Annotated in this window: 22 protein-coding genes and 1 pseudogene; 10 read left to right on the forward strand and 13 right to left on the reverse strand. The window is 70.6% G+C overall.

All coding sequences use genetic code 11. The annotated features are described in order from the left end of the window. Positions 1 to 31: 31 nt before the first annotated feature. A pseudogene (locus ACWC5O_RS35050) lies at positions 32 to 461 on the forward strand (molybdopterin-dependent oxidoreductase); the annotation flags it as partial. Between the two features lie 570 nt (positions 462 to 1,031). Here ACWC5O_RS35050 and ACWC5O_RS35055 read toward each other — a convergent pair. After that, a complete protein-coding gene (locus tag ACWC5O_RS35055; protein WP_450590118.1) occupies positions 1,032 to 1,346 on the reverse strand; it encodes a helix-turn-helix transcriptional regulator in 315 nt (104 codons plus the stop codon). A 210-nt stretch (positions 1,347 to 1,556) separates the two neighbouring features. On the opposite strand from ACWC5O_RS35055, the gene ACWC5O_RS35060 reads away from it, so the two are divergent. The 3 genes from ACWC5O_RS35060 to ACWC5O_RS35070 all read left to right on the forward strand — a co-directional run bounded on the left by ACWC5O_RS35060 (position 1,557) and on the right by ACWC5O_RS35070 (position 3,431). After that, complete coding sequence (locus ACWC5O_RS35060) at positions 1,557 to 2,309, forward strand: ANTAR domain-containing protein (RefSeq protein ID WP_450590119.1); 753 nt, start codon at positions 1,557 to 1,559, stop codon at positions 2,307 to 2,309. A gap of 157 nt (positions 2,310 to 2,466) precedes the next feature. Then, positions 2,467 to 2,862, forward strand: coding sequence for a hypothetical protein (locus ACWC5O_RS35065; protein ID WP_450590120.1), 396 nt, complete (start codon positions 2,467 to 2,469; stop codon positions 2,860 to 2,862). A 248-nt stretch (positions 2,863 to 3,110) separates the two neighbouring features. Beyond that, entirely contained in the window at positions 3,111 to 3,431 is a 321-nt protein-coding gene (locus tag ACWC5O_RS35070) for a hypothetical protein (protein ID WP_450781150.1), read from the forward strand. A gap of 184 nt (positions 3,432 to 3,615) precedes the next feature. On the opposite strand, the gene ACWC5O_RS35075 is transcribed toward ACWC5O_RS35070, so the two are convergent. Further along, positions 3,616 to 3,861: an nSTAND1 domain-containing NTPase gene (locus ACWC5O_RS35075; protein ID WP_450590122.1), complete on the reverse strand. Its 246-nt coding sequence runs from the start codon at positions 3,859 to 3,861 to the stop codon at positions 3,616 to 3,618. A gap of 83 nt (positions 3,862 to 3,944) precedes the next feature. On the opposite strand from ACWC5O_RS35075, the gene ACWC5O_RS35080 reads away from it, so the two are divergent. The 3 genes from ACWC5O_RS35080 to ACWC5O_RS35090 all read left to right on the forward strand — a co-directional run bounded on the left by ACWC5O_RS35080 (position 3,945) and on the right by ACWC5O_RS35090 (position 8,018). Further along, on the forward strand, positions 3,945 to 5,069 hold the full coding sequence (locus ACWC5O_RS35080; protein WP_450590123.1) for a S8 family peptidase: 1,125 nt from the start codon (positions 3,945 to 3,947) through the stop codon (positions 5,067 to 5,069). An 806-nt stretch (positions 5,070 to 5,875) separates the two neighbouring features. Further along, positions 5,876 to 6,688, forward strand: coding sequence for a hypothetical protein (locus ACWC5O_RS35085; RefSeq protein ID WP_450590124.1), 813 nt, complete (start codon positions 5,876 to 5,878; stop codon positions 6,686 to 6,688). Positions 6,689 to 7,391: 703 nt separating this feature from the next. After that, the gene (locus ACWC5O_RS35090) at positions 7,392 to 8,018 is read left to right on the forward strand and encodes a hypothetical protein (protein WP_450590125.1); all 627 of its coding nucleotides are present in this window, start codon (positions 7,392 to 7,394) and stop codon (positions 8,016 to 8,018) included. A 363-nt stretch (positions 8,019 to 8,381) separates the two neighbouring features. Here the strand turns inward: ACWC5O_RS35090 and ACWC5O_RS35095 are convergent, their stop codons facing one another. Together ACWC5O_RS35095 and ACWC5O_RS35100 are read right to left on the reverse strand one after the other, a co-directional pair. After that, complete coding sequence (locus tag ACWC5O_RS35095) at positions 8,382 to 10,784, reverse strand: glycoside hydrolase family 65 protein (protein ID WP_450590126.1); 2,403 nt, start codon at positions 10,782 to 10,784, stop codon at positions 8,382 to 8,384. 57 nt (positions 10,785 to 10,841) lie between these two features. Then, the gene (locus ACWC5O_RS35100) at positions 10,842 to 11,726 is read right to left on the reverse strand and encodes a universal stress protein (RefSeq protein ID WP_450590127.1); all 885 of its coding nucleotides are present in this window, start codon (positions 11,724 to 11,726) and stop codon (positions 10,842 to 10,844) included. A gap of 189 nt (positions 11,727 to 11,915) precedes the next feature. Here ACWC5O_RS35100 and ACWC5O_RS35105 point away from each other — a divergent pair, with 189 nt between their 5' ends. After that, positions 11,916 to 12,596, forward strand: a complete 681-nt coding sequence (locus ACWC5O_RS35105) for a CBS domain-containing protein (protein ID WP_450590128.1) — start codon at positions 11,916 to 11,918, stop codon at positions 12,594 to 12,596. 32 nt (positions 12,597 to 12,628) lie between these two features. Here the strand turns inward: ACWC5O_RS35105 and ACWC5O_RS35110 are convergent, their stop codons facing one another. The 4 genes from ACWC5O_RS35110 to ACWC5O_RS35125 form a co-directional block, all read right to left on the reverse strand. Then, positions 12,629 to 13,549 carry a DUF1918 domain-containing protein gene (locus ACWC5O_RS35110; protein ID WP_450590129.1) on the reverse strand — a complete coding sequence of 307 codons (921 nt, stop codon included), beginning with the start codon at positions 13,547 to 13,549 and terminating at the stop codon, positions 12,629 to 12,631. Between the two features lie 88 nt (positions 13,550 to 13,637). After that, positions 13,638 to 13,925 (reverse strand): DUF1876 domain-containing protein, encoded by a 288-nt coding sequence (locus ACWC5O_RS35115; RefSeq protein WP_450590130.1) that lies wholly within the window; start codon positions 13,923 to 13,925, stop codon positions 13,638 to 13,640. 28 nt (positions 13,926 to 13,953) lie between these two features. Beyond that, on the reverse strand, positions 13,954 to 14,559 hold the full coding sequence (locus ACWC5O_RS35120; protein ID WP_450590131.1) for an Rv1733c family protein: 606 nt from the start codon (positions 14,557 to 14,559) through the stop codon (positions 13,954 to 13,956). Positions 14,560 to 14,713: 154 nt separating this feature from the next. Further along, positions 14,714 to 15,532: a universal stress protein gene (locus ACWC5O_RS35125; protein WP_450590132.1), complete on the reverse strand. Its 819-nt coding sequence runs from the start codon at positions 15,530 to 15,532 to the stop codon at positions 14,714 to 14,716. A gap of 184 nt (positions 15,533 to 15,716) precedes the next feature. On the opposite strand from ACWC5O_RS35125, the gene ACWC5O_RS35130 reads away from it, so the two are divergent. Together ACWC5O_RS35130 and ACWC5O_RS35135 are read left to right on the forward strand one after the other, a co-directional pair. Continuing rightward, on the forward strand, positions 15,717 to 16,586 hold the full coding sequence (locus ACWC5O_RS35130) for a universal stress protein (RefSeq protein ID WP_450590133.1): 870 nt from the start codon (positions 15,717 to 15,719) through the stop codon (positions 16,584 to 16,586). Next, positions 16,579 to 18,168 carry a bifunctional aminoglycoside phosphotransferase/ATP-binding protein gene (locus ACWC5O_RS35135; RefSeq protein WP_450590134.1) on the forward strand — a complete coding sequence of 530 codons (1,590 nt, stop codon included), beginning with the start codon at positions 16,579 to 16,581 and terminating at the stop codon, positions 18,166 to 18,168. Before ACWC5O_RS35130 ends, ACWC5O_RS35135 begins: the two co-directional genes overlap by 8 nt. A 170-nt stretch (positions 18,169 to 18,338) precedes the next feature. On the opposite strand, the gene ACWC5O_RS35140 is transcribed toward ACWC5O_RS35135, so the two are convergent. The 5 genes from ACWC5O_RS35140 to acsA are packed head-to-tail and all read right to left on the reverse strand — an operon-like array spanning position 18,339 to position 24,003. Continuing rightward, positions 18,339 to 18,614: an acyl carrier protein gene (locus ACWC5O_RS35140; protein WP_450590135.1), complete on the reverse strand. Its 276-nt coding sequence runs from the start codon at positions 18,612 to 18,614 to the stop codon at positions 18,339 to 18,341. Positions 18,615 to 18,619: 5 nt separating this feature from the next. Continuing rightward, positions 18,620 to 20,086, reverse strand: coding sequence for a 2-oxo acid dehydrogenase subunit E2 (locus ACWC5O_RS35145; RefSeq protein ID WP_450590136.1), 1,467 nt, complete (start codon positions 20,084 to 20,086; stop codon positions 18,620 to 18,622). 1 nt (position 20,087) lies between these two features. Continuing rightward, a complete protein-coding gene (locus ACWC5O_RS35150) occupies positions 20,088 to 21,161 on the reverse strand; it encodes an alpha-ketoacid dehydrogenase subunit beta (RefSeq protein ID WP_450590137.1) in 1,074 nt (357 codons plus the stop codon). Continuing rightward, on the reverse strand, positions 21,158 to 22,183 hold the full coding sequence (gene pdhA / locus ACWC5O_RS35155; RefSeq protein ID WP_450590138.1) for a pyruvate dehydrogenase (acetyl-transferring) E1 component subunit alpha: 1,026 nt from the start codon (positions 22,181 to 22,183) through the stop codon (positions 21,158 to 21,160). Before pdhA ends, ACWC5O_RS35150 begins: the two co-directional genes overlap by 4 nt. Next, positions 22,180 to 24,003 (reverse strand): acetate--CoA ligase, encoded by a 1,824-nt coding sequence (acsA, locus tag ACWC5O_RS35160; RefSeq protein WP_450590139.1) that lies wholly within the window; start codon positions 24,001 to 24,003, stop codon positions 22,180 to 22,182. Before acsA ends, pdhA begins: the two co-directional genes overlap by 4 nt. Positions 24,004 to 24,242 lie beyond the last annotated feature (239 nt).

The following is a 24,242-nucleotide window of genomic DNA, read 5'->3' on the forward strand; positions in this document are numbered from 1 at the left end:
GCGTGGGCATGTCGCGCATGCCCACGCGCCCAACCTGCGGCTGATCCGTGGCATGCTCGGCCGTCGGCCGGGCTGCGGGGTCCTGCAGATGAACGGTCAGCCCAGCGCCCAGAACACCCGCGAGTGCGGGGCCGACGGCGACCAGCCGGGCTTTCGCAACTGGGAGAACGACGCCCACGTCGCCGATCTCGCGCGTCTGGAACGTCGAACCGTCCCGTGTCCCGCACCATGCGCCGCTCACCCCGGCGATGCAGATCTTCCGTTACGCCGAGCAGGGCTCGATCCGGATGCTGTGGATCTCCGGCACCAACCCGCTGGTCTCCCTGCCCGAACTCCACCGGGCCCGTGGCGCCCTCGGCCAGGAGCGGTTGTTCACCGTGGTCCGGGACCTGTACGTCACCGAGACCGCCCAGCAGGCGGACATCGTCCTGCCCGCGGCGACCTGGGCGGAGGAGACCGGCCCGCCCGCCGATCCGCCGTCCCTCGGCTGTCAGGTGAGCAGCACCCAGCCCGAAGTGGGCCGGGTCGGCCCCACCGCGGGAGCGCCGGTCACCGTGAGCGCCCTGCCGCGCGGTCGGCGGCCACCGGCACGGGGTAGTGCGGCACCGGTTGGTCGGTGTGCTGCGCGGTCACCGTCACAGAGCATGCACCGCTCGGGCGCTGCGCACTGCGCACCGCGGTGACGGACTGGGACGTCGGCTGAGAATCCGAGTCCGGCTGGGGCAGGTCGACGTCCGGCGCTGTAGAGGGCGCGGCCGCGCCAGGGTGGCTCCTCGACGGTGTTGGGGTGGCGGTGAGGGCGGATGCCCACGGCGACGGGGGCGCGGCCGCGATGACGGTCCAGACCGCCACGAGAGACGGACCGGCGCCGCATCGCCGCCAGCCGTGCGCCTGCCGCCATCGGAGAAGCAGCCTTGCTCTTTGCCGGTCACTTCCCTGAAATGGCTGAACCGCACGATCCCGGCGGGCCGGCGGCCCAGGTTCGGCAACGGTCGCTCACCTGAGTCGGGCTGTCATCCGGTCCCTTGGGATCATTCGGTGTGCCTGGCGTCGTGCTGGACCAGGAGGGAGAGCAGATCCCCCACGGTCAGGGCCGCCTCGGCCGGGTGACGCAGGATGGTCCCGGGCTGGATCTGGTAGACGTTGGACCGGCCTTCACGGTTGTGGGTGAGGTAACCGTCCGCCTCCAGGTCGGAAATGATCTTCTGGACCGCGCGTTCGGTGAGCCGGCAGTGTGCAGCGATGTCGCGGACGCGGGGCCGGTGATTGCTCGCGATCGCGGCGAGGACCCGGGCGTGGTTGGTGAGGAACGTCCACCCGGTGTGTGGCTCAGGCACTTCTCCCATGCATCCATGGTAGGCGTGCCTTTCACGTATCCAAAAGGCTGAAATAAAGTTCCGGTATTCCTTGACAGGCTATGGTCGGCGAGCGGAACCTGAATTCGGAGTCAGTGGGCGCCGGCGGAGGAGGCGGCCATGCGGGAGCTGAATCTTCCCCGGCAGCGGGCCAGGGGAGTGGAGACGGTGAGCAGGTCACCAGTAAGGAGCTGCTCCGCCGTGGTTGGTGCAGCGCCGCAGGATCTTCTGATCGATGTGTCGCCCCGCGGGGGGCGCGTCCGTGTGACGATTCGCGGCGAGATCGACATCAGCGTGGAAGCGGCACTCGAAGCCGCGCTGCAGGACGCCGTCAGGCGGAGCACCTACGGTGTGGATCTCGACTTGAGTGGGACAGCGTTCTGCGACTGCACCGGATTGAACTGTTTCCTGGCCGCACGCCATTGCGCCCTGGCCGCGGGTAAGACGGTGACCATCCAGGCTGCCAGCCCTCTGGTACAGCGCCTGCTGGGCGTCACGGGCACCTGGCCGCTGTTCACGCTTCAGCACCGCGCCTCGAGCGATCCGGCCTGCGCCCCCGGCCTGCCGGCCGCAGCATCTGCGGAGGATGCCCCGTTCGGTGAGCGTGACCTGCGCGCCGAGGTCGATCAGCTTCGTCGGGCCATGCAGACGCGCCCTGTCATCGATCAGGCCATCGGGATACTGATGGCCAGGTACAGCCTCAGCGCCGACGACGCGCGGCAGGTACTGGTCGCGGTCTCCCACAACACGGACACCGAACTCGCCGTGGTCGCTGAGGAACTGGTGACTGCGGTTCGGGACCGGCCGATGTCCGACGCGGTCCAGCAGGAGGTGGGCGCGGCTGTGGCCTCTCTTCGCACCGGCCATGCAGGCTCCGATGGGCAGCCAGGGCAGCAGCCCGTCCAGGAGGCCGGTGAAGGCGGCCAAGCAGATTCGCCACCAGACGAGGCATAAGCAGGGAGAGAGGCGTTCAGCTTGCGCAGCCCGTCGGGGCCCGGGTCTGTCGAACTGCCGGGGCCGAAATCGAAGAGGTTACCGGCCGACGCTCTTGCGGGTCAGACCGTGTGTGAGTGTCGGCAGGTTGTCCACGAACCCGCCGGAGGAGTCAGTGATGGACGACGGCCTCGGAGGTGAGGAGCCCGCGCTCCCTGCGTTCTGCGACCTTTGCCGGGCGTCCATCGCCCCTGGTCAGGCCGTGAGCGGGCAGGTGAAGGACTCATCGTTCGCTCATCCGGTCGACCCCCGGCAGGACGGCATCCGCATCGTGACCGCCTGCTGCGCGGATCACCTGGCCGAGCTCCAGCGGCAGTACGACGAGCGGCCTTTCGTCACAGAGGAGCTGTGGGTGGCGCAGATCGATCGGGCGATGCAGCAGCACCGCACGGGACTGAGCAATGATCAGCTGGTCAGGGAGACCGGGCTGAACCTGCTGCAACTCGAGGCCGCGGCGCGCTGGTGCCTGGGCGTCGGAGCCGGTGCTGACGGTCGGGGCGGGGGAGAAGCATGAGCAGCAGCAGGGTGCCGACCTGCTGTGTCTGTCGTGCAGGCGGTGCGCACCGAGCTGCGGCGGCCGGCCCGCGCCCGGTGAGCTGTCCGCGCCGCCGGGTGCCCTCGATCGACCAGTGCGGCGACGTTGTGACATGTGTGGCGCCTGCTGTTGCGTGATCCGGTGACCGCCTCCGTGTCCGCCCAGGAGGACCCTGAGGCGGAGTAGTGGGACGTGCGGCCGCACTGGTTTGGGGCGAGGCTGGTCACGTGCTCGCACCCGTGATCGTTCGCCCATCGACGCCGACAGACGGTCTCCGGGTGCGGGCGTGGGAGGAACCGGAGATGGATGAGGGTTGGGCCATGGCGGAGCACCGCGTGATCGTGTTCCCGCCGTCCGAACGCGGTGGCCGGCGTGTTCAGGTCGACAACGAGACTCTCGGCACGGCGTTCAGCCTGCACGATCTGGCGGCGTTCTTGCAGCGGGCTGGTCTCAAGGGCGTGGACGAGCTGGATGTTGCTGAGTCGCCGGTGATCGAGTGGCGCGGGGGCGGGCCGGAGGAGTGGCGGGGGACATCGTGGACACCATGAGGTGCGAGTGCCCGCCGTCGTGCGGGACGTCGAGGAGGTCTCCGATATCCAGCGCAGGCGTCCCGGAGGTCATGACGACGATGACGCGGGTGGAGACGTCCTCGGCGTTACTGGCGACCGCATCGTTCAGGTCGCCCGCCGCCTCATGGGCCTCAAGGTTGAGGACACGGCACTTGCGACGGCGTCAAGTCGCCACCAGGACGTGCGAAAGCAGCGGCAGCACACCGGGGTCGGCCTCGACCTCGTCCGGCAGGCGGGTGGTCAGAGCGCGCTCGACGATCAAACCGGCCCTCTGATCGGGCTTGACGACAGCCCGCGCAACTCGTCGCGGCTCACCGGTTCGGCCGGCACCGTTGCATCCGGCATCAGGTCCCCGTCCCGGGCCGGGCGCGGCCGGACAGGTTTGTGTCGCGCGCGTGAACCGACCCACTCGGACGCCCCGCTGGAACCGCCTGCCTTCTGTGGTCGTCTTGTGCGCCGACTGTCTACGAAGCAGGGATGTGGGGGGACGTTGTGACGCGGAACGTGACGAAGGCCGGACTCGTGGTGGTGGCCATGGCGACGGTGCTCGGGGCCTCGGCCTGCGGCGGGGGAGCCGGTGCGGCGGCCGGGGGGAGCGGCGGGAAGCTCCCCGCGCACGGGAAGGGAAAGCCCGTGGTGTCCTCCGGGGGCGGGGCTTCGTCCCGCTCGGCGCCGACGTCTCCCGGCACCGTGGGGAAGCTGTCCGGGATCGCGCAGACCGCGGCGTCGCCCATCACCCGGCACGTGCCGTGGAACCTGGACATTCTGGACCAGCGGTCGCGGCCGCTGAACGGGAAGTTCACCACCACCGCCACGGGCAAGGGCGTTCACGTCTACGTGATCGACACCGGGATGGACATCGCCCACAAGGAGTTCGGCGGACGCGCCCACCTCGGCGCCGACTTCGTGGGCCCGAAGGACTCCGGTGACTGCTTCAGCGAGGCGGGGACCGGCCACGGCACGTTCGTCGCGGGCATCATCGGCGGGGCGAAGTACGGGGTGGCTCCCAAGGCGGACCTCGTACGGGTCCAGGGCATCCTGTGCGAGAGCGAGGGCGGCGGCTCCCCGTCGGCGGCCGAGGCGGCCTTGGTGAAGTCGGTCAAGTGGGTCACCGCGCACGCGCAGAAGCCCGCGGTGGTGAACATGTCGCTCAACCTCGACCACCGGTCGGCGGCCCTGGAGTCCGCCGTGAAGAAGATGGTCGACGCGGGGATCCCGACGGTGGTGTCGGCCGGCAACTTCCATGACGACGCCTGCAAGCACTCCCCGGCCGGCGTCCCCGGCACGATCGTCGTGGCGGCCTCCACCTCGAACGACCGCGCGTGGAGCGACACCGACTCCTACGGATCGGGCTACGGACGGTGCGTGGACCTCTACGCCCCCGGCCAGAAGGTGACCGCCGCCCTCGCCGGCGGCGGTACGGCCACGGAGAACGACGGCGCGACGTCCTGGGCCGCGCCGCATGCGACCGGCGTGATAGCCCTGTACCTGTCGGCACACCCCCACGCCACGGCCAAAGAGGTCCACGTCTGGCTCGACCACACGGCCACTCGCGGTGTCCTGCGCGGAGTCCGCGCCGACACCCCCAACCGGCTGCTCAACACCGGCGGTCTCTGACCTGCCTCGGCCGCCCCGGTCGCACGGTCACCCGAGCGCCGCGCCTCACCGGGATGGCGGGCGCACGTCGCGCGGCCGTCGCGCCCACAGCGTATGAGGCCGCGAACGAGGAGCAGGAGATGGATGCTGATCTGCATGTTGGTCGGGTCATCGGCGCGGGTGGGCGTGCGAGCAGACTGGTGACCTGGGACAGCAGGTCGCTTCCTGCGTTGCCGCATTCGGCTTCCTTCCGTGCCGCTCGTGCCGCTGCCGCGAGTGCCGGCTGAACGGTTCGCTCAGGGCTTACAGGGCCGCGGTGCCGATACGAGTGAGCGTCACGCGTGCCGCTGTGAGCCGGATGCGGTCGCGGTACGCGTAGATGCCGACGGCGGCCGCCGTCGCGCTCGCGGCCAGCGGCAGGGGGGCGTGTCAGGCGTGGCGTCCCGATCAGCTCGCGGCAGGAGAGCTCGATCGCGGTGGTGCTGCCCTGGATGCCCTGCTCCTCTGTGCCGATCCGCCTCAGCGCAGCCCCCCCGCGGGGCCCGGTCCCGTACGGCGACGCCGTGGTGCATCGGGTCAGTGGCCTGGGCGGCGTTGAACGGCTCCACCAGACGACTCCAACTGGTCTCATTTCGCGTGTGATTGGTGAAGACCAGGGGATGTGAGATGGCACCCGCAGGGCGGCGTCGATGGGGACCACGAGCGCCGCCGTCGGCTGCGCGTGTGCCTGCGGTGTAGCGTCTGGGGCTGGTTGATCGGCCGTTCGGGGAGGGGACGTGGCGTTGGCGGGGCGGGTGCGGTCAGTCTGGGAGGAGACCCCGCGTGGAATGCGTGCCGCGTGTGCGGTGCTGTGGACGACCGGTGTGGTGCTGCTGGCCCTGGGCTGGTGGGGGGACCACGAAGGATTCTGGACGGACAGGGCGTTCGTCACCAACGTCTTCTCGTCCGTGACGGCGGCGGCCTTCGGTGTCCCGCTGGCCCTGGTGGTGCTCAACCGTGTTGGGATGGCGCAGGCCGAGGCGGTGGAAGCCCGTGCGGGGCGGCGTCTCGCCGTGCGAGTGGCAGGCGACTTCGCCGCCTCCGTTCCCCGTCTGGTCCCTGGCCCCGGGGCCGGTCTGGAAGAGGCGGCGACGGGACTGCTCGCATTGGAACGCGCCGCTCAGGAGGCGATCAGGGAGTGGGAGTCGGGACAGAACAGCGCCGGCCTCACCAGCCTTCGGCAACTGCTGGAGGAGGGCACGCTCGAGCGGGCCCTGGAAGGTTTCAGGAGCGCGGTGCAGCCGGGGAAGCAGGCCGTTTCGGCGGTGGCCGAGGTCTCGGCGCACTGGTCGTTCTTGAACACGACCGTGCGCAGTCGGCTGCTGGAGACCGGCGGGCCCTGGCTCGCTCCGCATCTGGCCGCCCAGATCAACGAGTACGTGGCCCGGCTGACGGCCGACCCCTATATGGACGGCTGGCTGCGGGACCTCGACATCGAGGTGCGGCGGTTCAAGAACGGCTCGGACGTCTCCACCGCCCTCCACGAGCTGTGGCGGCAGTTGGAGACCGGATCGGAGGTGGCCGAGGCGCTGAGCGAACTCGGCGCACTGAGCCGGGAGGCGTCCGACGCCGTTCAGAGCCCGCCGCCCTCGCCGCGGTAGGTGCCCGTCTTCCGGCATGAGACCGGTCACTTCGTCCCGTTGGTCTTGTGTGTCGCGGAGAGCCTTCGTGAGCCACGAGTTCGACCGTCTGCGTTGGAGCGACCCGAACGGCGATCTGCAAGCTCCGCAGCCGCCGAAGAGCCTCGCTGCGCGTATGGCCAGTAGCACGCCCGGCAGTTGTCCTGCGGGGTGACCATGGGGTGGCTCGGGGATGCATGTGGCATGACGCCTGAGGGCTGGGGTTTTCTGGTTTTGTTGGGCGTGCTCTTCGGAGGGCCGCTGACTGGGCTGCTCGTGGCTTGGGCAGTCATTCGCGAAGGGGCGAGGTGGTGGGTGTGGGGTCTGCGTATGGTCGGCTCCGGGGTGGGCTTGACGGTTCTCTGGTTCGGGATCGTCTGGATCGCCACCAAGCAAGGTGCCTGTGTGCACGACGGCCGGTGCGCAGGGGACGTCGAGGCGCCGTGAGGTGAGCCCCGCCGATGCTGCGCCGCTCAAGGTGTCCAGCGCGTGACGGAATGCATGAAGGCCTCGCCCGGGGGTCGGGCGAGGCTTTGTGGGACGGGGATATTTGACTCTGGCTCCGGCCGCGATTTCGTGAATCCGCAGGTCGTCCACAACCAGGATCGCTGTCGGCCCCCCACCAGGGAGGAGTCAGGTCACCCCGGTCCTCACCGGGTGTCGATGCCGAACTAATCTTCGGATCATGGCCTTGCGACCTGACGAGTTCTACGACCACGCGCTTGCCGCCGCGGATGGTGAGCGTCGGCTCCCGCTCGCGCGCATGACAGGGTGGGACATCAGCCCGTTCGAACCGGACGGATTGCGCGTCGCGCCGCTGCGCCCTCCGGTCCTGCCCGAGCCTCCGCGACACGGCGAGGACCCGTCGAACTGCGAGGCGTGCCGTGACCGAGGCGATGGGATCTGGTTCAACGACAGTTGGCGGCTCACCCGGATCACGGGAGTCGGTGTGCCGCTGGTGCTCATGCTGCATCCGCGTGAGCACTATGACATGGCTGACCTGCCTGATGAGCTGGCAGCCGAGCTGGGGGTCCTGTCCACTCACATCGTCCGCCACGTGCAGGCCCTGCCACACATCTCGCGAGCCCACGTCTACCGCATCGGAGATGGAGGCGCACACCTGCACATCTGGTTCTTCGCCCGGCCCGAGGGACAGACCCAGCTGTACGGATCGTGGATGCCCGTCTGGGACGATCTGCTGCCGGAATACCCAGCAGATGTTGCAGAGGCAGATGCGGCGATCGTGGCAGACGCATTGGTCGCCTCCATCGGGGGTCGTCGCTCGGCTGTCGGCGAAGCGCCGCACGACTGATCTGCCGACGGACGCCACGCTCAGCCTCGGCACTCACCTGCTGACGCACGGTCATGTTCGCCGTCCCTGGCCGTAGTTCCGTGAAGGTCATGGCTGAGGCCTGGGGGATCCACTCCAGCAGGAGGTATCCGCGCTGGTGACGGATCAGATCCGCGAAGGCCCGGGCGAGATCGCAGGCCCGGCTGATGTCCGGGCAGGCGAGCCGGACCTCCAGGAGCCGTCTGTCCTGCGACTGTCGGTGAGCGTCTTGCGGGGCCGCATGATCCAGAAGGTTCCGCAAGCGGCGGCCGTCCCTGCGTGCGTCGCGGCAGCTCGGCCCGTTCTTCTTCCGTAGTGCCTGATGTGCGTGGCCTGCTGCAGGGATCAACTCTCCGGCAGCACGAGCTTGCACGTCTCCCCGGGAGCGATGGTCACGGCGCGGTCGGCCAGCACCACACGGATCGGTGACTCCTCCGATTCGGGCACACAGATCTCCAGGTGCTCGCTCCTGCGTCGTACACCGACACCCCAGTGACCGCGGTAGCGAAGCGAGAACCCGTACTCGGAGAGAGCGGGGAGAGGAACCGGGTCCAGCCACAGGGCGTCCTCGCGTGTCTCCAGACCCGTCAGGCCGCGCTGGACCAGGTCGAGGGTGCCGGCCATGGCCCCGAGGTGGATGCCCTCACCCGTCGTACCGCCCTGGATGTCGGCGATGTCCGCTTCCAGGGCCTCCTGGACGTACTGCCATGCCTCGGCTCGTCTGGCCCTGGCCAGGACCAGGCCGTGGACGAGTCCGCTGAGTGTGGAGCCGTGGCTGGTGCGCTGCAGGTAGTAGTCGACGGTTCTGCGCCACACCTCGTCGTCAAGGTCGTATCCGAGGCGCAGGAACAGCTGCCGCAGCTCGGCGGGCGAGAACAGGTAGCCGAGCATGAGGACGTCGGCTTGCTTGGACGCTTTGTAGCGGTTGACCGTGTCGCCCTCGGCCTCGAGGATCCGGTCCAGTCGGCGGATAACGCCGTAGCGCGTCCGGTAGGCGTCCCAGTCGAGTTCGGCGAGGCCGTCGTAGCCCTCGAACTGGCTGATCACGCCTTGGTGGAACGGCACTCGCAACCGTCGGGAGATCTCGTCCCACACGGGCAGCTCGCCGCTGTCCAGCCGGACGCGCGCGAACAGTTCCTCGCGGCGCCACACGGGCAGGCGGCGCAGGAGGTCCAGCGTACGGGTCAGGACCCAGGCCGCGGTGACGTTGGTGTACGCGTTGTCGTCCAGCCCCGGCACGGCGGCACCCGGGTAGCTGTCGTGGTACTCGTCGGGGCCGACGACACCGCGGATCCGGTAACGCCCCAGGACGGGGTCGAAGACGGCCAGGTCCGCCCAGAAACGGGCGATCTGCAGCAGCATCTCCGCGCCCTTGGTGTGCAGGTACTCGGTGTCACCGGTGGCCTCGCAGTACTGCCACACGTTGTAGGCGATCGCGGAGCCCACGTGGTGCTGGAGCCGGGAGTGGTCGGGCAGCCAGTGACCCGAGTGGGGATTGAGGTGCCACTCCTGGGCCTCCTCGCGGCCGTTGCTGCCGCTCTGCCAGGGATACATCGCCCCGGCCCGGCCGATCGCGGCTGCCGCCCGGCAGGCCCGCCGGAGGCGCCGGTGGCGGTAGTTCAGCAGCCCCCGGGAGACCTCCGGGAAGTGCAGGTTGAGATACGGCAGGACGAAGAGCTCGTCCCAGAAGACATGACCGCGATACGCCTCGCCGTGGAGTCCTCGCGCGGGAACGCCCACGTCCAGGTCCGCGGTGTGCGGTGACAGTGTCTGCAGGACGTGGAAGAGGTGGAAACGCAGGATGCGACCGGCTTCGCCGGGCACCTGGATGTCCGCGCGTCGCCACAACCGCTCCCACAAGGCGACGTGGGAGTCCAGCAGGCCTGGGAAGTCTGGTGCCGTCGACACCCGGTCGACGGCTTCGCCCAGTGGGTCGCTGATCGCCGTGTCGCGCGAGGTGTGCAGCGCCACGGTCTTGTCCACGGTGACGGGCCGACGGGGAGAGATCGGGACCACCAGGCGGTGGACGGCCCGGTGGGGGGCCGGGAGAAGCATTGACGAGACCGGAGCCCGGTCGGCTGTGACCGTCGTTCGGGCGGCCAGAGCCACAGCAATGTCCGATGCGCTGGTCCGGCAGGTCAGCCAGACCGTGTGAGGCTCCTGCGCCCCCGTCCGCACATGGGTCACATGACGGCGGTCGAGAGCTCGGTAACGGTGCACATTGCCGTTGATCACCTCTCCGTCGAGACAGGACTCGATCTCGACCTCTCCCGACCAGTCCTCGGTGGTGAAGACCGTCCGCAGCGCGGCCAGGTGAGGGTCTCCCATGTGCACCAGGCGGGTCTGCTCGACGCCGAGCACGCCCGCCCCGCCGCCGCGGTGACGGAAGGTACGGGTGAGCGTGGCGCGGCGCAGGTCCAGGGTGTGCCGGTGGTCCAGGAGGGCGTGCGCGTCCGGGGAGAGCCACGGGCCCCACACTCCCTCGGCGCGGCGCAGACGGAACCGGAGAAGCAGCCAGTTCGGGAGGTTGACCAGATCCTCGTTGATCACCTGGCGTCCCGCCACGGCCGACTCCAGGCGGTTGTAGCAGCCGGCCGCGTAGGTTCCCGGGTAATGCGTCAGGCCCGCCCGGCACTCGGGCACCGCGCCCCGCGTGGCGAAGTAACCGTTCCCGAGCGTGCACAGCGATTCACGCAACCGCTCGGCAGCGCGGTCGTAGCCCGTCCACTCCCACGTCCAGTCCGACATCCGCCGCCCTCACCTCTCCTCCGGGGCCGCAGCGGGACCGAGCCCGCCGGCCGGGCCTCAGACCGGTTGGGGGACGACGGCGACCGGGCACTTCGAGTGGTGCAGCAGGGCGTGGGCGGTCCTGCCCAGCTGCAGACCGAAGCGGTCGTGCCCTCGCACAGCGCCTACGACGATCAGGTCGGCCTCGGCCGATGCCTCCAGCAGTACGCGGTGGGCGGGGCCTTCGACCGGCTGACGGTGGACATCGACCCGAGGGTGGTCCCGGATGGCCTCGCGCAGTGCCTCGTCGAGACCGGTCAAGGCCCGCTCCTCGCGCAGCCGGGCGGCGTCGTCCGCGATCAGCATGTGGTCCACGGGCTCGTTGGCCGGGTTGCGCCAAGCCCGTACGGCTGTCAGAGCGCAGCCGCGCACCTCGGCCTCGCGGACGGCGAACCGTACGGCGCCCGCACCGGTGCTCGGCTCCCCGACCCCCACCACGACCCGGCCGACGGCCCCACGACGGTTCCGTTCCTCGCCGCGGACGACGACGACCGGGCACGCGGCGCGCGCCGCCACCGAGAGGCTGACCGACCCCAACAGCAGCCCCGCGATCGCGCCACGCCCACGAGAACCGGTGACCACGGCGAACGCCTCGGGCGCCGCCCGCAGCAAGACGGACACGGCATCGTCGGGCAGTACCTCCCCCGACGCCTTGACCTCGGGATTGTGCAGCTGGGCCCGTTCCACGCAGGAAGCGATGATGTGCTGGGCAAGGACCTCCTCGGCAGGACGGCCGGTACGGAAGGACGGTTGGGCCACTTCGTAACGTTCCCAGAGGGAGGCGTGCACCAGACGCAGCGGCAGCCCGTGCCGGGCAGCTTCGTCCACCGACCAGTCAACGGCCAGCAGACTGGAGTCCGATCCGTCGACGCCCACGACCAGCGGGAGTTCCGTCGTCCCCATCGCCTTCTCCGTCCGGCTGCCGAAAAGACCCCCCTGTGAATACCGTCGCACTGACCGAGAGCCGCCGCGACCCACCGTCCGGTCCCGGATCGGGCGGCCTTCGGCCGGATTGCGGCATGCTGGGGCGCGGTGATGCTGGAGGCATGCGGCCGAACCAGTTCCTCCGGTACGCCCCTGAAGGACCAGGGCATGCCTGACGCTCCGCACATCGTGAGCGATGTGATGACCAGTCCCGCGGTGGCCGTCGGGCGCGATGCGCGGTTCAAGGAGATCGTGCGGGTCATGGAGCAGCGGCAGGTCAGTGCTGTGCCGGTCGTGGCAGGCCAGGGGCGTGTGGTCGGTGTCGTCTCGGAGGCCGACCTGCTGCCCAAGGAGGAGTTCCGGGACGACCGACCCACCCGGAGTGACCGGATCCGTCACCGGTCGGCCCTGGCCAAGGCCGAGGCGCTGACCGCAGAGGAGCTCATGAGCACGCCCGCTGTCACGGTCCGCCCCGACGTCACCTTGGCCCAGGCGGCTCGAATCATGGCGAAGGAGCACGTCAAGCGGCTTCCCGTGGTCGATGACGAGGGCAGGCTTTCGGGCATCGTCAGCCGGGGCGACCTGTTGAAGGTCTTCCTGCGGTCGGACGAGGACATCGAGGAGGAAGTCCGCCGCACCGTGGTGTCGTACCTGTTCCCCGCGGTGGGTCACGCCATCCACGTGTCCGTGCGGGACGGTGTCGTCACGCTACGCGGGCGCGTCCCCGACACCTCGCTGATCTGGGTCGCCGAACGCCTCGTCCGCGCTCTGGAGGGCGTGGTGGGCGTCGAGGCACGGCTCGTCGGTGAGGGAGCCGCCCAGGACAGATCAGAGACGACCGGTAGGTAGCGGCACGTACGCCGCTCGACGGCGCCGCGTGTCTACTGGTCGGCCGGAGTGATGCGACGGCCCGTGAGGCTCGTGGGGCGGATCGACACCCACATCTCGCGTTCACCGCCGGGCCATGGCGTGGTGTGAGCGCGTTGGACGAGCCTGTGCACGGCCTCCGGCTCGGTCACGACGCTCGCACGGCCGACGGCGAGCACGCTCCAGCCCTGGCTCAGAGCCTCGTCCACGTGGTCGACCTCGAAGGCGACCTCCGTTTCCACGGCCGCTGCGGCCACGGAGTCGGGCGCCGTCCGGAAGACGATGGCGTCATCGACGACGTCGTAGTTGACCGGTACGACAGCCGGGCGGCCGTCGGACGCCGACACCGCGACGCGCCCGAGGCCGTGCGCGGAGAGCAGAGTGCGGCATTCATCTGGGCTGAGGTCCCGCAGTTGAGGGTGCATGAGTGCGTAGCCCTGGCCTGGCGGGAGATCCATGCCGCCGCCGAGCAGCGCGGTGGCCGAAGTGCCCAGCGCGTCGGCCAGCCTGATGAGAGCCGACATCGTGGGGTCTGCGGGCTGTTCCTCCAGGTATGACAGATAACGGGGCGACATTCGCGCGCGGCGGGCGGCTTCCTCCAGGCTGAGTCCCCGTCTGCGGCGTTCGGTGCCCACGCGCCGGCCGATGTCGCCGGGGTTGGGTGTCCCGGTCGGAGAGGCGACCGCGGACGCGTGCTCCGCCTCGACCGTGCCCGGCCGTGCCTCATGGGTGGTCCCGGGCTGTCCGTGCTGGAGATGTCGGATGTGCGCGTCGGGCCCGGGGAAGACGAGTGTCACCTCGTCCGTGTCCGACCAGCGCACGTCGTACGGAGGGGTTCCGTCCGCGTGGTGGAGCCCCACGATCTCGCCGTCGCGTCTGGCGCCGCCAGTCCTCGGACTTTCGATGACGAGTTGGTCGCCGAGGTGAGCTCGCATGATCGTCGCCCTCCGCTCGGAATGGTGCTGTCTTCCAACCTGCCACGCGGTACACACCGCCGCATGGCCGGCGCGGTCCCTGGAGGCTTCACATGCGCCGTCCAGTCGGCTGACGAGCGCTTGTCCGGCGCGCATCCATCCCCTGGATGTCGCCTTCCGCGGTCTCCAGCAGCTGGTGAGCCAGGTCGACCATGGCCCTGCCCGCCGCCAGCTCGTCGCCGATCTCCGGCACGTTCGTGTCCGCCGGATGACGGTGCGCGGTTCCGTGGCCGGTGAGCGCCGTGGTACCGGTGTCCAGCACCACGTGCGCCTTGGTCGTTCCGTCGTCGTCTTCGAAGAGATGGAGGCGAACCTTCCACTCAGTCGTGTGCGACATTGCCTTCCTCCTCACTCCGGTCTGTCGGTCAGCGGCGGAAGCGCCCGGACCACAGCGGTTCCACCAGGTCCCATTCGGCCTCCCACTGCGCGTACCTTCTCCGATCCAGCGCCAGGCGCACGGCTGCCCGTGCCGCGTGCACCCCGAGGGCCACACCGAGTGCCGCCATACCGGCCACGAACCAGCCGTTCGCCTGCGCGCTGGCCGCGTTCATGGGCGGAGTGGTGATGGTCCCGTCCCGGTCCACCCACACCGGCACCACGGTGCCCTTGGGCGTGCCCGGTTCCACGAGGGCGGTTCCCGCGCGCACGATGCCGTTCTTCTCGGTCCAGCGGATCGGCGCCGGCCGTTTCGCCACACGGCCGTCGCCCAGCACGTCGGACGTCAGTCGGGCGGTGACCTCGTGCCGTTCCACGGCCTGGGCATGCACGGTACGCATGGACGACTCGTACGCCGTCAGCCCCGCGCTGAGCGCGGCCACCGGCAGTCCGAGGAGGAGGACGAGCATCAGCACCCGGCGGAACCAGGATTCGCACCTGTCTGACGTACGCCTCAGCGGGTTCACCTCGTGTGGCGCGTCCCCCTTGTGCGGCCGGGGCGGACCGGATGCGGACGGCGAACCGTGTGCAGTCATGATGCGGCCTCCAGCACGTCGCTGGTCCGATTCCCCCGCCTCGTCCACCATCGGACAGCGGCCGGCTTCGGCCACAGGGCCGAAAGTCCCTGCCGACCGGCGTCCGGCCCCCAAGAGCGCGGCGGCCGGCACGGGGCGTCTCAGCCGGTGGCCGTCATCTGTGAGGTACGACCGCGGTGGGACACGGCGCGTGATGCAGGAGCGCATGGTTGATCAGGCCCAGTTGCAGGCCCCGATGCACAAGTCGCGGACGGGCGCCGATGACCAGGAGATCGGCCTCCGACGCCGCTTCCAGCAGTGCCTGCCGTGCCGGTGCCTCGACCAGCCGCCGCTCGACCAGGGTGTCGCGGTACCGCGCCGCCGGCCCGCGCAGGGTGTCGTCGAGCACCTGTGCCGGCGGGCGCAGGTGCGCCTCCAGGGGCCACGACGGGGCCTGAGGTGTGCTGAAGGTACCGGCCGGTGCCCTCCAGGCGTGCACCGCCACCAGCCGACAGCGACGCACCTGGGCCTCCCGGAACGCGAACTCCAGTGCTGTGCCGCTGCTCTCCTCGTCCTCGACGCCGACGACGACGTTTCCGAACCGGGCATCCCGGTCAGCCACTTCGCCACGGACCACGACGACCGGGCAGTCGGCCCGAGCGGCCACGGCGAGGCTGACCGAGCCCAGAAGCATTTCAGCGAAATCTCCGAGCCCCCTGGACCCGAGCACCAACGCGAAGGCGTTGCGCCCCCTGTCGATCAGGGCGGAGGCCGCGTCCTCGTGCGACACCTCGCTCGACAGCCGCACCGTGGGGGCGCCCCGCCTCGCCCGTTCCGAGGCTGCGGTGATCAGATCCGACGCCTCGTGGCCCCCGGGGGCCGCGTGCAGGATGAGGAGTGGCACCCCGTGCCGAACCGCCTCGTCGGCCGCCCAGTCGACCGCCTCCAGGCTCGCCTCGGATCCGTCGACGCCGACCACCACGGGAATCGTCACCGTCGCTGTCTCCTCTCGTGCGGGATTCCCCCCTCCACAGGTCCACATGCGTCTCGGAGGGGATCGGGGTGATCCTCGAATGAGAGAACGCACCGCGATGGGCATACAGGCGATGCCTGGGCCGGCCACTGGACCGGACGTCCACCTGTCATTTCCAGCTTCTTACGAGACGGAGGCCGCCGCCATGCAACCAGCCGTCACCGTGGGCCTCGACGGTTCACCCGAGAGCCTCGCCGCTGCCCGCTGGGCCGCCGACGAGGCCGATAAGCGCAGGCTCACCCTGCGCCTGCTGCACGCGTGGCCGCTGCTCGCACCGGAACCGGCCCGCGTCCCCGCGGAAGTCGACCAGAACTACTGGGCGAAGCGTCTCGTCCACACCGCGCGAGCGGAACTCCAGGCGCGCCACCCGGGCCTGTCCATCGTCGGGAACCTGGTTGCCGACGACGCCCAGAACGCCCTGCTCCAAGCCGCGGCGGAGTCGGAGATGACGGTGCTGGGCTCGCGTGGTCTGGATCCCGTCGAGAGCTACTTCCTGGGCGACATCAGCATGCCCGTCGTGGCACGGGCGGAGCGGCCGGTGGTGCTGGTCCGCGCCGAACCCCGGGAGCAAGGACTGCCCCCGGCACCCGCGAGCCGTGTGGTCGTCGCGCTGAAACTGTACGGATCCTCCGACGCCCTGCTCGACTTCGCCTTCCACACCGCTGCGGCCAGGGGCGTTCCTCTCCTGGCTGTCCACGGCCGCAGCGTGCCGCTCCATGCACGGGTGCCCTGGGGCGTGGACCACGAGGTCACCGAGGAGATCAGCCGGGATGCGTACAGGCAGCTGCGCGAGGTGCTCCACCTTTGGCGGGAGAAGTACCCGGGGGTGGACGTGGCCGACAGCGTCCGTCTCGCAAGCCCCGCCAAGGCCGTCCTACAGGCCGCCGAGGGCGCCGCGCTGCTGGTCGTGGGCCGTCGCCGGCTTCGCCACGGTCTGGCGCCCCACCTGGGTCCCGTGGCGCAGGCCGCCGTTCATCACGGGCGCTGCCCCGTCGCCGTCGTCCCTCATGACTGAGTCCGGCCTCGGCGGGGCGTCGGCACGGCCGGCGCCTCGGGCCACCGATGCGTCCGCGCTCCGGTCCGGTGCCCGGCACGCCGGTGGGCCGCTACCGCGCGCAGAGGTTTTCGAGACCCACACCGCGATCGTGTTCTTCGCCTGCGACCGCGCCTACAAGGTGAAGAAACCGGTCGATCTGGAGTTCTTGGACTACACCACGGTGGCGGCTCGACGGGCCGCGTGCGAGCGCGAAGTCGCTCTCAACCGCCGCTTCGCCCCCGACGTGTACCTGGGCCTGGGCGAGTTCCGCAGCCCGGACGCGAAGGCGCCCGAACCCCTCGTGGTGATGCGCCGCATGCCGGCGGACCGCCGCCTCTCCCACCTGGTACGTGAAGGAGCCGCAGTCGACGACGTCCTCCGGGCGGTCGCCCGGCATCTTGCCGCCTGGCACGCGGACGCGCCCCGTGGCGGCGAAGTGAACGAGCAGGGCACGCGGGATGCCCTCTCGTCGCGTTGGGAGGCCGGCTTCGCGCAGGTCCGCGCACTGGCCGCGGAGGGTTTCGTCCTGGATCAGGTGACCGAGGTCGAGCGGCTGGTCCGCCGCTACCTCGCCGGCCGCAAGCGGCTCTTCGACTCCCGTATCGAGCAGGGGCGAGTGGTCGACGGCCACGGCGACCTCCTCGCCGAGGACATCTTCTGCCTCGACGACGGCCCTCGCGTCCTGGACTGCCTGGAGTTCGACGACCGTCTCCGCTACGTCGACGGCCTGGACGACGCCGCCTTCCTCGCCATGGACCTGGAACAGCTCGGCGCCCCGGAGGCAGCCGCGTACTTCCTCGCCCAGTACGGCGAGTACTCCGGCGATCCCGCGCCCTCTTCCCTGAGGCACCACTACGTCGCCTACCGGGCGTTCGTCCGCGCCAAGGTCTCCCTGATCCAGGCCCGGCAGGGCGCGCCCGGCGCGGAGGCGACGTCGCGGCGGCTGGCCTCGACGGCGCTGCGCCACCTGCGCACCTCTGCCGTCTCGCTCACCCTCGTCGGCGGACTGCCCGGCAGCGGGAAGTCCACCCTCTCCGGAGCGCTGGCCGACCGACTGGGGGTCACCCTGCTCAGCAGCGACCGCCTCCGCAAGGAACTGGCCGGCATCCCCGCGGAGCAGTCCGCTGCGGCCGACTACGGCGAGGGCCTGTACACGCCGGAGTGGACGGCCAAGACCTACGCCGCCCTCCTCGATCGCGCGGCCACCCTGGTGGCCTCCGGCGAGTCCGTCGTCCTGGACGCCACCTGGTCCGATGCGGGACAGCGCGAGGCGGCCCTGCGCGTGGCCGAACGCACCAGTGCCGACCTCGTGGCCCTGCACTGCCACGCGCCGGGCGACGTGTCGACCGCCCGCCTGGCCACGCGCGCCGTCGGCCCGTCCGATGCCGGCCCCGACATCGCCGCCGCCATGGCGGCCAGGGAACCACCATGGCCCGAGGCGGTCGCGGTCGACACCAGCGGCCCCTTGGAGTCCGCGGTCGCTCAGGCACTCGCGGCCGTACGCCCATGGGCCGCCGGCCAGGCCCCGGTCTTCCGTCGCCCCTACCTGGAGCCGGACTGAGGTGCACAGGCGGCCGTTCCTGCGGTCGAGGAGGCGACCGATGCGATCGTGCGCGTCGACGCCACCACGTCTGCGGCAGCGATCTGCACGTCCTGCGAGGAGATCTCCCCGAGGCGAAGCAACGGGACCCGGGCCGAGTTGGTCCGGGTGCCCTTTTCTCCGCCGGCCCCTCACTCCTTCGGGCCGGTCCTGTCCTGCGACCTGTCGACCAGGAGCCGTGCAGCGTCGGACAGCGTGGTCAGCTCGGGGTAGTCCTCCTCGTCGATACGGATTCCCGTGCGTTCGCAGAGCAGTTCCACCAGGCTGAGGAAGTCGAGCGAATCGAGTTCGAGCACGTCACGGAACTTGTCGTCCGGTTCGACCAGCGTGAAGTCCGCGTCGGGGACGATCCGGGTGATGGACTCCTTGACCACCGACATGGCTTCCGCCTCGTCCAGGGGCTTCATCTGACTCACAACTCCTCGGGTTTCTGCAGCAGTCGGTCGACCGTCGTCAGGTAGCGCGCCCCCACGGCACCGTCCGTGGCCCGGTGGTCGCCTGCCAGGGTCGCGGTCACCACCGGGCGCACACCGAGCATGCCGTCCGCGGCCCAGGGCCGCCCGACGACCGCGCCGAAGCCGACCAGGCCCACCTGGGGCGGATGGATGACACCGAACACGGCCTCCACGCCCTGTTCGCCCAGGTTGGTGACGGTCAGGGTGGCGCCGGACATCTCACTGCTGCGCAGCCGGCCCCGGCGGGCGCGCTGGACGAGGTCCTTGAGCCTGGTCATGAGCGCGTCGGGTGACAGCGTGTCGGCCCCGTGGACCACCGGCGCGAGCAGTCCGCCCTGCCGGAGTGACACAGCCACACCCAGGTTGACCGCGGCCCCGGGGACGAACTGGTCGTCCTGCCAGTAGCCGTTGAGGCTCGGCACCTCACGTGCTGCTACGGCGGCGGCCTTCAAGAGGAGCGCCGCGGGAACGAGGCGGTCTGCGGGCGGACGGCCGCGATTGAACCGGCGCAGCCAGTCCTCGGCCGCCGTGAGGTCGATCGTGGTGGACAGGTAGTAGTGCGGGATCTCCCGCTTGGAGCGGCTCATGAGGTCGGCGATGGCACGGCGCATGGCGTCCGTACGGTGCTCCGCTCCGCTGTCGGTCGGCACAGCCACGGGCCCACGCTGCTCGTCGTCCCGTCCGCGCGTAGTCGCCCGCTGCGGCTCGTGCCGTCGTGCACGCATGGCCGTGTGTACGTCAGCCGCGCGCACGGCTCCGCCGTCCCCGGTGCCCAGGACTGTTGTCAGGTCGATGCCGAGATCCCGGGCGAGCCCGCGGGCGTACGGGGTGGCCCGCACTCTTGGCCCCCGGGTGGGTGACGCGCGCTCGACGTCGGCACGGGTGACCCGTCCGCCGCGTCCGGTGCCGTGCACGGCGGCCAGGTCGATGCCCCGCTGCAGCGCGAGCTGCCGTACCAGAGGTCCCGCCCCGGTGGCTGACGTGGTCTCGGCAGACAGCTTCGCCGGCAGGTGCTCGGGGCCGGCCGATGTGTCCACGGGCTGCCTGGCAGGCTTGTTCCTGGATCGCGTGCCCGCGGGCCTCGGCTCGCGGGCCACCGTCCGCCGAGGTTTCGCGTGTTCGGGCCGCGCGGCTGGTTCCTGCTCCCCCTCCGCACGCTCAGGCGCGCCTTCTCGCATGCGGGGCGCGCCCTCGCTCTCGATCACCGCGAGCGGTGCCCCCACCGGCACCCGAGTCCCCGGCTTGACGAGCAGTCGCCCCACGGTACCGGACTCGAAGCACTCGACCTCGATGGCCGCTTTGTCGGTTTCGACGACGGCGACGACGTCGCCCTTGTGCACCCGGTCCCCGGGACCCACGAGCCACTCCTGCAAGAGGCCCTCGTCCATGTCCGCGCCGAGCGAGGGCATGGTGAACTCGCCCATGTCAGCTCAGCCTCCCGGAGTCCGCACCCGGTTCGTCCGTACCGGTCGGCACGGGCTCGCCGACCGTACGGCGTGCGGCCGCGACGATTCCGGCGGGCTGCGGCAGTGCGGCCTCCTCCAGCCGGCGGGCGTAGGGCATGGGGACCTCGGCGCTGCACACCCGTTCGACGGGTGCGTCGAGGTCGTAGAAGTGCTGTTCGGTGAGGCGCGCGGAGATCTCCGCGGCGAGACTGCCGGTGCGCCACCCCTCGTCGACGATGACGGCCCGGTGCGTGCGGGCGACCGAGTCGCCGATGGTGACGTCGTCCAGGGGGCGCAGGGTGCGCAGGTCCACCACCTCCGCGCTGATGCCGATGCCTGCCAGGTCGTCGGCGGCGGCCAGCGCCTTGGGCAGCGAGCCGCCGTAGGTGATCACCGAGACGTCCGTCCCGGGCCGGCGAACGGCGGCACGGTCGATGTCGATTGGGCCCGTCCCGGTGGACAGCTTGCCTGAGGCGTTGTACAGGCTGCCGTGCTCGAAGATGAGCACGGGGTCGGGGTCCGCAAGTGCCGGGGCGAGCATGTGGCGGGCGTCCGTGATGGTCGCCGGGGCGAGCACGCGCAGGCCCGGGATGTGCGCGTACCAGCCCTCCAGGCTGTGCGAGTGCTGGGCCGCCAGCTGCCGTCCTGCGCCCGTGGTCATCCGGATGACGATCGGGACCGGTAGCTGACCGCCCGACATGTGCAGCAAGGTCGCCGCGTTGTTGAGGATCTGGTCCAGGGCCAGCAGGCTGAAGTTGACCGTCATGATCTCGACGATCGGCCGCATGCCCGCCAGGGCCGCGCCGATGCCGGCGCCGACGAAGGCGGACTCCGACAGCGGGGCGTCGCGGATCCGCTCGGGCCCGAACTCCTCCAGCAGGCCGAGGCTGACGCCGAAACAACCGCCGTAGCGGCCCACGTCCTCACCCATCAGGAAGACCCGCTCGTCGGCGTGCAGGGCCTCGCGCAGGGCCTCGCGCATCGCCTCCCGGTAGGTCGTCTTCTGGTCGGAGGGTGGGGCGGGTCCGGCGGTACGGGAGTGGGTCGTGGTCATGGCCGGCTCACCTCCACCGGACTGCTGACGTACTTCAGCAGATCCTCGACAGCCTCTTCGGGAGCCCGCTCGGCGGCCTCGACGGCCTGATCGATCTCGGCGGTCAGACGGTCCTCCAGAGCGGCGCGGGCCTTGTCGGACAGCTCCTTCGCTTCCCGCATCATCCGGGCGAGGCCTTCCACCGGGTCGCGCTCCTTCCAGTGTTCGATCTCTGCCTTGTCCCGGTAGCGGTCGGAGTCGTACATGGAATGGGCGCGGAAGCGGTAGGTGCGCATCTCCAGGAAGTGCGGCCCGGTACCGGCACGGACCCCTTCGGCCGCCCGCAGGGCAGCGTCCTCGACGGCGAAGACGTCCATGCCGTCGACGGCCCAGGAGACCATGCCGTAGCCGGCGGCACGCAGCGCGAGGTCGGTCTGGGCCTGATGGCGGGCCAGGGCCGTGCCCATCGCGTACAGGTTGTTCTCGCAGATCAGCAGCACGGGCAGTTGCCAGAGCGCGGCGAGGTTGGCCGTCTCGTGGAACTCGCCCTCGGCGAAGGCGCCGTCGCCGAAGAAGCAGCAGGTGACCCGGTTGCGGCCGGTCATACGGTCGGCGAGGGCGAGGCCGGCCGCGAGCGGCAGCCCCCCGCCGACGATCGCGTTGCCGCCGTAGAAGCGGCGGCCGACGTCGAAGAGGTGCATGGAGCCACCCCGGCCGCGGCTGCACCCGGTGGCCTTGCCGAACATCTCCGCCATGATCGCCTCGGCCGGGACCCCACGCGCGAGCGCGTGGCCGTGTTCGCGGTACGTCGACACGACCGCGTCCTCGTCCGTGAGGGCCTCGTTGACACCGACGGCCACGGCCTCCTCGCCGATGTAGAGGTGCATGAACCCACGGATGCGGGCCGCGCTGTACAGCTCCACGCAGCGTTCCTCGAACCGGCGGACGCGCAGCATCGACTCCAGCAGGGCCAGGCGGTGCGCCGCCTGTTGGTCCGGCCGGGCCCCGGGCCGGGGCCTGCGTGGGGCGCGGGTGGTGCTCATGTGGACGCCTCCGATGTCTCCTGGACGGAGCCGACCTGTTCCAGGGTGGAGATGTCGCCCTCGGGCAGGCCGAGTTCACGCGCTCGCAGCAGGCGGCGCATGACCTTCCCACTGCGGGTGTGGGGCAGGTGCTGGTCGAAGGCGATCTCACGTGGTGCCACGGCCGGGCCGAGCCGGCGCCTGGCGAAGGCCAGCAGCTCCTGCCGGGTCTGCGTGGTCGCCTCGAAACCCGGCTGCAGCGTGACGAACGCCTTCACGAGGCTCCCGGCGACGGGATCGGGCCGACCGATCACCCCGGCCTCGGCGACCGCCGGGTGCTCCATCAGGGCGCTCTCGACCTCGAACGGCCCGATGAGGTGTCCCGCCGACTTGATCACGTCGTCGGCGCGCCCGACGAACCAGTACCAGCCGTCCGCGTCGCGCCGTACCAGGTCACCGGTGAGGTACCAGTCACCCACGAAAGCCGCCGCGGTGCGTGGCTCGTCGTGCAGATAGCCGCGGAACATGGACGGCCAGCCGATCCGGAGCGCCAGTTCGCCCTCCACACCGGGCTCCTCCAGGACGGTGACGCGGCCCCCGACCCGCTCGGCCCGGCCGTCCTCCCCGCGTCGCAGCACCGCTGCCTCCACGCCGGGGAGCGGACGCCCCATCGACCCTGGGCGGATTTCACAGGCGGCGAAGTTCGCGATCATGATGGCGCCGGTCTCGGTCTGCCACCAGTTGTCGTGTACGGGCAGCCCGAGGACGTCCCTGCCCCAGAGCACGGCCTCCGGATTGAGCGGCTCACCGACGGAGGCGATGAACCGCAGTGCGCTCAGGTCGAACGAGCCGGGCAGATCGTACGGCCCTGAGCGCGGCGTCGTCTGCATCAGCATCCGCAGGGCCGTCGGCGCCGTGTACCAGACACTGACCCGCTGGTCGGCGAGGATCCGGTACCACCGGCGGGCGTCGAACTCGCCCTCGTCGACCACGACCGTGACCCCGTGCATGAGGGGCGCGACGATCCCGTAGGACATGCCGGTGACCCAGCCCGGATCGGCGGTGCACCAGAACACGTCGTCTGCGTGGAGATCGAGCGCGTACAGCGCGGTCGTGTAATGGGCCACGGCAGCCTCGTGCACGTGCACGGCGCCTTTGGGGGTGCCCGTGGTGCCGCTGGTGAAGTGCAGCAGGGCCATGTCGTGGGGCGAGGTCGGCGGAATGGTGAAGGTGTCGGCAGCCTCGTTCATCAGCGCGCCGAGGGAGACGGTGCCGGGCAGCTCGTCCGCGCCCTCGCCGACGATCAGCACGTGCCGCAGGGCGGCAAGTTTCTCGCGTTGGCCGGCGACCTTTCTGCGGTACAGATCCGCCGTGGTGACCAGTACCTGCGTGTCGCCCAGCGTCAGGCGCATGGCGACCGGTTCCGGTCCGAAGGCGGAGAACAGCGGGCACAGGACGCTGGTGTTCTTGAGCGTGCCGAGAACCACGGTGTACAGCTCGGGGCAGCGGCCGAGCAGCGTCGCCACCCGGTCGCCGTGTCCGATGCCGAGGGCCCGGAGCACGTTGGCGAACCTTGCGGTGGACCGGGCCAGCTCCCCGTACGTCACACAGGTCAGGGAGTCGTCCCGCCCGACACACCGCAGGGCGACGGCCGCGGCGTGGTCCGAAGCCGCGTGCCGGTCCACGGCCTCGTGCGCGATGTTCAGTCCCCGTCCGCCGGGCAGCCCCTGCAGGTGGGCGCGCGCCTGAGGCCAGGCGAAACCCGCACACACCTTCTCGTAGTCGCCCAGATTCGGCTCGACGCGAGGCGCAGCGCCCTTCTGGATCGTTTCCCACCGCATGGCGGCCACCTTCCTGCCGGCCCTCTTCGACCATCTGCCGGGGCTGCTTCGCACGCACTGGGCCGAACGGCCCCCGCGTGTGGCCGTCGAGCCCTATGAGGCCCCGGAGAGCCGGAGGGTGTCGGCCCGACCGAGCGAGCGGAGACGAAAACCCGAGGCTGTGGGCCGCATGGCCCTACCTGTGTGGTGCCGGACAGGAAATCCTGCGTTCGTGGACTGCATGAGGCACCGCGGATGTC

This window comes from Streptomyces sp. NPDC001450, from assembly GCF_053597295.1.